The 5,666-nt window shown below is 68.5% G+C and carries 7 protein-coding genes and 3 pseudogenes; 9 read left to right on the forward strand and 1 reads right to left on the reverse strand.

Annotated features, from left to right (window positions below; genetic code table 11):
* The 6 genes and pseudogenes from VIU94_RS10295 to VIU94_RS10320 all read left to right on the forward strand — a co-directional run.
* Window positions 1-460, forward strand: a 460-nt coding sequence (locus VIU94_RS10295) for an SGNH/GDSL hydrolase family protein (RefSeq protein WP_331909902.1), incomplete at its 5' end; no start/stop codon positions are given.
* Between the two features lie 220 nt (window positions 461-680).
* Window positions 681-819: pseudogene (locus VIU94_RS44660) on the forward strand (IS30 family transposase); the annotation flags it as partial.
* Window positions 820-1,075: 256 nt separating this feature from the next.
* A pseudogene (locus tag VIU94_RS10305) lies at window positions 1,076-1,317 on the forward strand (IS30 family transposase); the annotation flags it as partial.
* 122 nt (window positions 1,318-1,439) lie between these two features.
* Window positions 1,440-1,685, forward strand: coding sequence for a hypothetical protein (locus VIU94_RS10310; RefSeq protein ID WP_331909906.1), 246 nt, complete (start codon window positions 1,440-1,442; stop codon window positions 1,683-1,685).
* Window positions 1,672-2,148: a Clp protease N-terminal domain-containing protein gene (locus VIU94_RS10315; protein WP_331909908.1), complete on the forward strand. Its 477-nt coding sequence runs from the start codon at window positions 1,672-1,674 to the stop codon at window positions 2,146-2,148. The genes VIU94_RS10310 and VIU94_RS10315 overlap by 14 nt, the downstream gene beginning before the upstream one ends.
* Before the next feature lie 205 nt (window positions 2,149-2,353).
* A complete protein-coding gene (locus VIU94_RS10320; RefSeq protein ID WP_331909910.1) occupies window positions 2,354-3,535 on the forward strand; it encodes a serine hydrolase domain-containing protein in 1,182 nt (393 codons plus the stop codon).
* Here the strand turns inward: VIU94_RS10320 and VIU94_RS10325 are convergent.
* Window positions 3,507-3,662 (reverse strand): annotated as a pseudogene (locus VIU94_RS10325) (Tn3 family transposase); the annotation flags it as partial. The gene VIU94_RS10320 and the pseudogene VIU94_RS10325 sit on opposite strands and share 29 nt — an antisense overlap.
* Window positions 3,663-3,835: 173 nt before the next feature.
* Between VIU94_RS10325 and VIU94_RS10330 the strand changes: the two are divergent.
* The 3 genes from VIU94_RS10330 to VIU94_RS10340 form a co-directional block, all read left to right on the forward strand.
* Complete coding sequence (locus VIU94_RS10330) at window positions 3,836-4,141, forward strand: hypothetical protein (protein WP_331909912.1); 306 nt, start codon at window positions 3,836-3,838, stop codon at window positions 4,139-4,141.
* Window positions 4,142-4,247: 106 nt separating this feature from the next.
* On the forward strand, window positions 4,248-5,072 hold the full coding sequence (locus VIU94_RS10335) for a hypothetical protein (RefSeq protein WP_331909914.1): 825 nt from the start codon (window positions 4,248-4,250) through the stop codon (window positions 5,070-5,072).
* Between the two features lie 284 nt (window positions 5,073-5,356).
* Window positions 5,357-5,666: AraC-like ligand-binding domain-containing protein (locus VIU94_RS10340; RefSeq protein WP_524540626.1), on the forward strand; the 310-nt coding region annotated here is incomplete at its 3' end.

The raw sequence follows: 5,666 nt of genomic DNA on the forward strand, positions 1-5,666 counted from the left end.
CGTGGTCAACACCGGGGTGTCGGCTTGGCGGGCCACCGATGTGCTTGGCGCGTACGACCACCTCATCGGCCGTTTCTCCCCTGACGTGTTGTCCATATCCCTTGGCACCAACGATGCCGTCGCAGGTGTGGACGGGCTGCCGGAGTTCCACGAGGCAATGCGGGCGATCATCGCCAAAGCGTCCGGTGCGCAGATCATCGTGCACACCCCTGTGTTGGTCAGTGAGTCGGGCAAGTCCAGGCGAGCGGCTCTGCCGGCCTACTGTCAGGCCGTCCGGGAGATAGCCGCCGAGACCGGAGCCGTGCTCGTCGACCACGAGGCGTACTGGCTGGCGCACTTCCCCGACACCGAGCCGATCCCTTGGCTGGACGACCCCGCACACCCGAACGCCGTGGGGCATCTCCACATGGCCAACCACACCCTCCGCACGCTGGGGCTCGGTGAGGTCACCGACCTGTGACCCCGTCGGCACCGCGTCAACGCCAACACGCCCTTGTCGGTGCGGCTATGTCCAACGTGTCCCTCTCTCGCGTCATCAAGGCAGATCGGAGACGCCGGTGCCCGACGGAGGCCGCAGCCCGGGAGGCAGCGCCAGCAGGCCGGACCACGGAGGATGGGTGAAGTCGGCTGCTTGGGAGTAATCGATTAAGGTCGCCCGTCGGCGCACCGGGCGGGGCGTGATCTGCGGCATGGTGTCCATCAGCGCGCGTCCCGCAGAGGTCGAGGACCGCAAGGTGCCTGGCCATTGGGAGGGCGACCTTGTGATGGGCGCACGGCCCTCAGTGGTCGCGACGCTCGTCGAACGCACCAGCCGGTACACCGCCATCGTCGCGTTGCCCGCGGCATCAAAGCCGAGCAGGTCGCACCGCACCTCACCCGCAGCCTCCTCGGCATCCCGCCCCAGTGGCGGCGGACGCTCACCTGGGACCGGGGCCGCGAGATGGCCGAGCACAAGGCCATCACTGAGCGTTTTCAACGCGGCCACCGATCGGGTGACCACGTCACAGCATCTGGGCAGGTCAGGCATGCGTAGCGCCCTCACCCCGAGTCCAAGTTGAAAAGGCTCACTGCGGAGACGGGTGTGCCGATCCATCTCTGCAAACCGCGAAGCCCGTGGCAGCGCGGCTCCAACGAGAACACGAACCGGCTGTTGCGGCAGTACCTGCCCAAGGGCGCGGACCTCCGCACGATCAGCCAGGCCGACCTGGACGCCATCGCCCACGAGCTCAACCACCGTCCGCGCAAGACCTATGGCTGTCGCACTCCGGCACAGGTCTCGCTGACCTCCTGAACAGCGGTGATGCGCAGACCGCTTGAGCCCGCCATCGTTTGCCGACAGGGCGGCCCGTGATCACGAGCCTCCGACGGATCACCGCACCCTGCCCCAGTCGTTAGCAACTCGGGTTGACTATCTCCATTAGTCAACTACAGTTGCTTGCATGTCCGTCGGCAAGAATTCCCTTCCTCAAGAGCCCGCTGACGCCCTGGCGGCTGTCGCGGCGCTGCGGCGCCTTGCCGATCAACTGGAGGACGCCGCTGTCGAGCAGGCCATGCGTGCGGGCTGGAGTTGGCCGCAGGTCTCCGAGGCGCTCGGTGTCACCCGCCAGGCCGTCCACAAGAAGCACGCCAAGCGGCTCATCGCCGCCGGAGTCAAGCTGAGGAGGCGCGGCGATGAGCGCGTTTGACAAGTACCTGCACGCAGTCATCGTGCGGGCGATGGGCGAAGCTCAGGAGGATGGGTCGGCGACGATCGACGCGCACCATCTCCTGCTGTCGCTCGCCGCCGATCAGGGGACTACCGCACAGCAGGTCCTGGTCTCGGTCGGGCTCGATCGCGCTGCTGTTCGCGATGCACTGGATCGAGAGTTTGAGCACAGCCTGAGCATGGTTGGAGTATCTCCGGCCGCCTATGACCTTCCCCGGCCGAGCCGCGCTTCCGAACAGCCCAAGCTGGGTGCCTCCGCCAGACTCGCACTGGATCGGAGCTTCGCCTCTGCCCGCAAGAAGGACCTGGGGTCAGCGCATTTGCTGCTCGGGATCCTGCAGGCTCCAGTCGGCACCGTGCCCCGTGCTCTCGCCTTGGCCGGTGTCGATCAGGCCGAGTTGGCGGACCGCGTACGGCAGACGCTCAACAGCCAGGATCACTGACCACTGGCAACAGCTGACACGCCCGATCACGCCGCAGCCGTGCCGTGCCCTTGCCGTGATGTGCAGTGGGTCCTGTAGGCGTGCGCGATGGATTGCACACTGCGCTGGGCCCCAAGCCCTTGGTGAGAGCCGGTGGGCCAGTGAAGCACGCTGTGGAGAGGGGCCGGGCGGTCGCTTACGGGTCACACACCACAAGGAGGACCACATGCACCGACACACCGCTCATACAGACAGCGTCCGACCGGGCGCCGAACCGGTCAAAGCAGGGGGCGCGGTATCTGAGTCCGCGCCGGCCTCAGGGGCCGAGGGCTACGAGGCGGTTCAGCGCTTACTTCAGCAAGCCGTGACCCAAGGCGGCCTTCCCGGCATTCTTGCTGAGGTTTGCGACGGCGACCGGCAGTGGTTCGGGAGCGCAGGAGTGGCCGACACCCGAACCGGCCGCAAGCGTTCACAGCAGGACCGGTTCCGCATCGGCAGCATCAGCAAGACGTTCGTGGCCACCGTCGTGATGCAGCTGGCGGCGGAAGGCAGGCTGAGCCTGGATGACACCGCGGAACAGTGGCTGCCCGGCGTGGTCCATGGGCATCACCACGACGGTGCCAGGGTGAACATCAGGATGCTGCTCAACCACACCAGCGGGATCTTCAACTACACCGATGACCAGGAAGCACTGAACCGTTACGAGACTCACCCGCCCGAGTCGCTGGTGCAGATCGCGATGTCCCATCCACCCACCTTCACACCGGGTTCGGGCTGGGCATACTCCAACACCAACTACGTCCTCGCAGGGATGATCATCGAAGGGGCCACCGGCCGCGCGCTCGCCGAGGAGATCACGGAGCGGATCTCCCGCCCACTCGGCCTGGCCGGCACGTACCTGCCGCACGGCAGCGACCCGACGATCCACGGGCCACATTCCCGGCACTACACGAAGCTGTTCCAGACCGACCCCGACGCGCCGGTCCACGACGCGACCGAGCTCGATTCATCCATGTTCTGGGCAGCCGGCGGCATGATCTCCACCGCCGGGGACCTCAACCGGTTCTTCGGTGCCCTGCTGGGGGGCCGGATACTGCCACCGGACCAACAACGCGACATGTTCACCACCGTGCCCACTCGCGACTGGATTTCCAACGCCGCCTACGGCCTCGGCGTTTCCTCAGTGAGACTGCCCTGCGGGGAAACGGTCTGGGGCATGGGGGGTGCGCTCTTCGGATCGTGGTCCTACGCCTACGGCGCTCGCGATGGCGAACAGATGGTCACCACCAACGTCAACGGCGACTGGATCAACGGCGGTTGGGACGACCCCATCGGAATCTTCACCGATCTGCTTGAGGCGCAGTTCTGCCGCCGGAGCGATCCTGCCCCGTCCGGTACGCCTGCATGATCTGCCCGCGCTTGCCGTGGCAGATGTCCCGGGCGAGCTTGTGGCGGGACTCCTGCACGGTGAGCTGCCGGTTCATCTGCCGCCGGTAGGTGTCGTCGACCGGGTCGACCACGCGCAACAGGTGGGGCGGTGATTCGCGTTCACCCTTCCTTGGAGGCGGCACGCCCATGCCAGCAGGGCGATGCTCGGGCGGACATTTACCAGTACGTCGTGGAGGTGCGGGTGGATAAGGCTGCGCTGCTTCACGCAGCTGACCAATGGGACCTTGCTCTGGCTTCGTTCCCGACTCGCTAATCAGCGGTGACCCCTCTCCAGGGTGTCGGTCGGGTCGTCGAGTGGCTTGCCGAGGTCGGTCAGCAGCTTCTCGATGCGGCTGGCCGTGCAGTGGTGGCGTTCGATCTCGCGAGCCCAGCCGTGGTCGGCGGCGTCGGCCGCAAGGGCGTGCTCAACCTTGCGTCTTGCCCGCAGCCGTTGCGCGTTGGCCTCCGGCTCGGCAGGTCACGGGCCGGCGCGGTCGACGTCGCCCCGTACCGCGCCGCCGGCATCGACGCGCTCTGCGACGCCCACCCCGAAGAAGCCTGCCGCCAGCTGCGCGCACCGTCCTGAAGGGCCGGCGCTCCCCGCTCGCCTCGCTGCCCGCGAAGCCGGCCGCGGTATGCGCCGGGCGGACTGTGACGGACACTCTCCTTGCACCGACGAGGAATCAGGACGCATGACACCGACGACGACCACGCACGTGACCCTCTCCCAGATCGCCCGGATAGCCTGGACCGGGCGGGCCGCGGTAGCCGACTGGCGCCGCCGCCACGGCGACTTCCCGCCCCGGACCGGCGGCACCGAGGCCAGTCCGCTGTTCGACCGCGCCGCCGCCGAACAGTGGCTACTCGCACGCGACCGCCTGCCCCGCTTCACCACGCCCGCCCCGGCAGACCGCGCCGACGCGCGCCTGGCCGGCCTCCAGCTCACCCGCACGCTCATGCCCGGAGTACTCGCCGGCCAATTCGTGAACGACTACGAGACGACAGCGACCCAGGACGCCCGCACGGCGCTCGCCCTGCTGCGCGACCACGCGTGCGTGGCCGACACGCTCACGCAGACTGCCCCGCTGCTCCTGGAGCTCGGCTGTCTCACCGCCTCGGCACTCGCCACGCTGAACGGGTACGACCGCGACCGGATCGAGGCCTGGCTCACGGCCCGCGAGCGCACCGCCAGGGCCGCCGCTCTCGCCGATCCGGGCGACATCGGAGCCTCCACCGACGTGACGGCCGTGGAAGTCACGCAGATCGCGGCAGAAGCGCTCTGGGCAGCTGACCGGAACGCCTGCTACCCGCAGCACGCCGAGCGGACCGCCCGCCGCGTGTGGGCCCAGACCAGCAGCCGGCAGCGGGACGCCGGCCGGGTCCGCTACGAACTGGCGCTCTCCGCGGGCTGGCTGGCCGCGTACGTCCTCGCCCCCGCACTCGGCGCAGACGCACAGCGCATCGACGCGCACCTGGCCGCCCTCTCCCGCCGCATCATCGACACCGGCGACCTGTAGCCCCCACCGCTGCTTTCTGCCCCTCGCGCCTGCCGGGGGCAGGGCGCGCCGCGGCCGGTGACGGCCGGGGCGTCCGGGCCACGCGTGACATGCCGTCCCGCTGAGCGCCGCCGCGCCCCGCCGGCTCGTCGGCGAACGCCACAGCGGACCGAGCACGCGTCCGAAAGCCGCGTCCGAAGCGTGTGTCTGAATAGTTGATCGCGTGGCGGTGGGGGTGGGGCCCGGCTGTGCGACAAACCGGTGAGGGTCTGGTTCGCTGCCACGTCGAGGAGTTGGGGGATCTCATGGAGTCGCTGGTCGCGTCGGATGCTGTCGGGGCGGGTGGGGACAGGTTCGATTGGTTCCGCGAGACGGTGTGCAACGAGGTGATGCCCGTCATGCTCAGCACCCGGCACGCGGCCGGTTTCCGGGCGAGCATCACGGACCTGGAGCTCGGCGTGGTGCGGCTGACTGCCGTGTCCGACTCGCCGGTGCTCTCGCGCCGCACCTCGACTCATGTCCGGCGTGGCGATCCCGAGCACGTGCAACTGGCGCTCATGACACAAGGCGCTGTGATGATCTCTCAGCGGGGCAACGAATCGGTGGTCGCGGGGG

Origin of the sequence: Streptomyces sp., from assembly GCF_036566765.1 — a bacterium.
Taxonomy (GTDB): domain Bacteria; phylum Actinomycetota; class Actinomycetes; order Streptomycetales; family Streptomycetaceae; genus Streptomyces.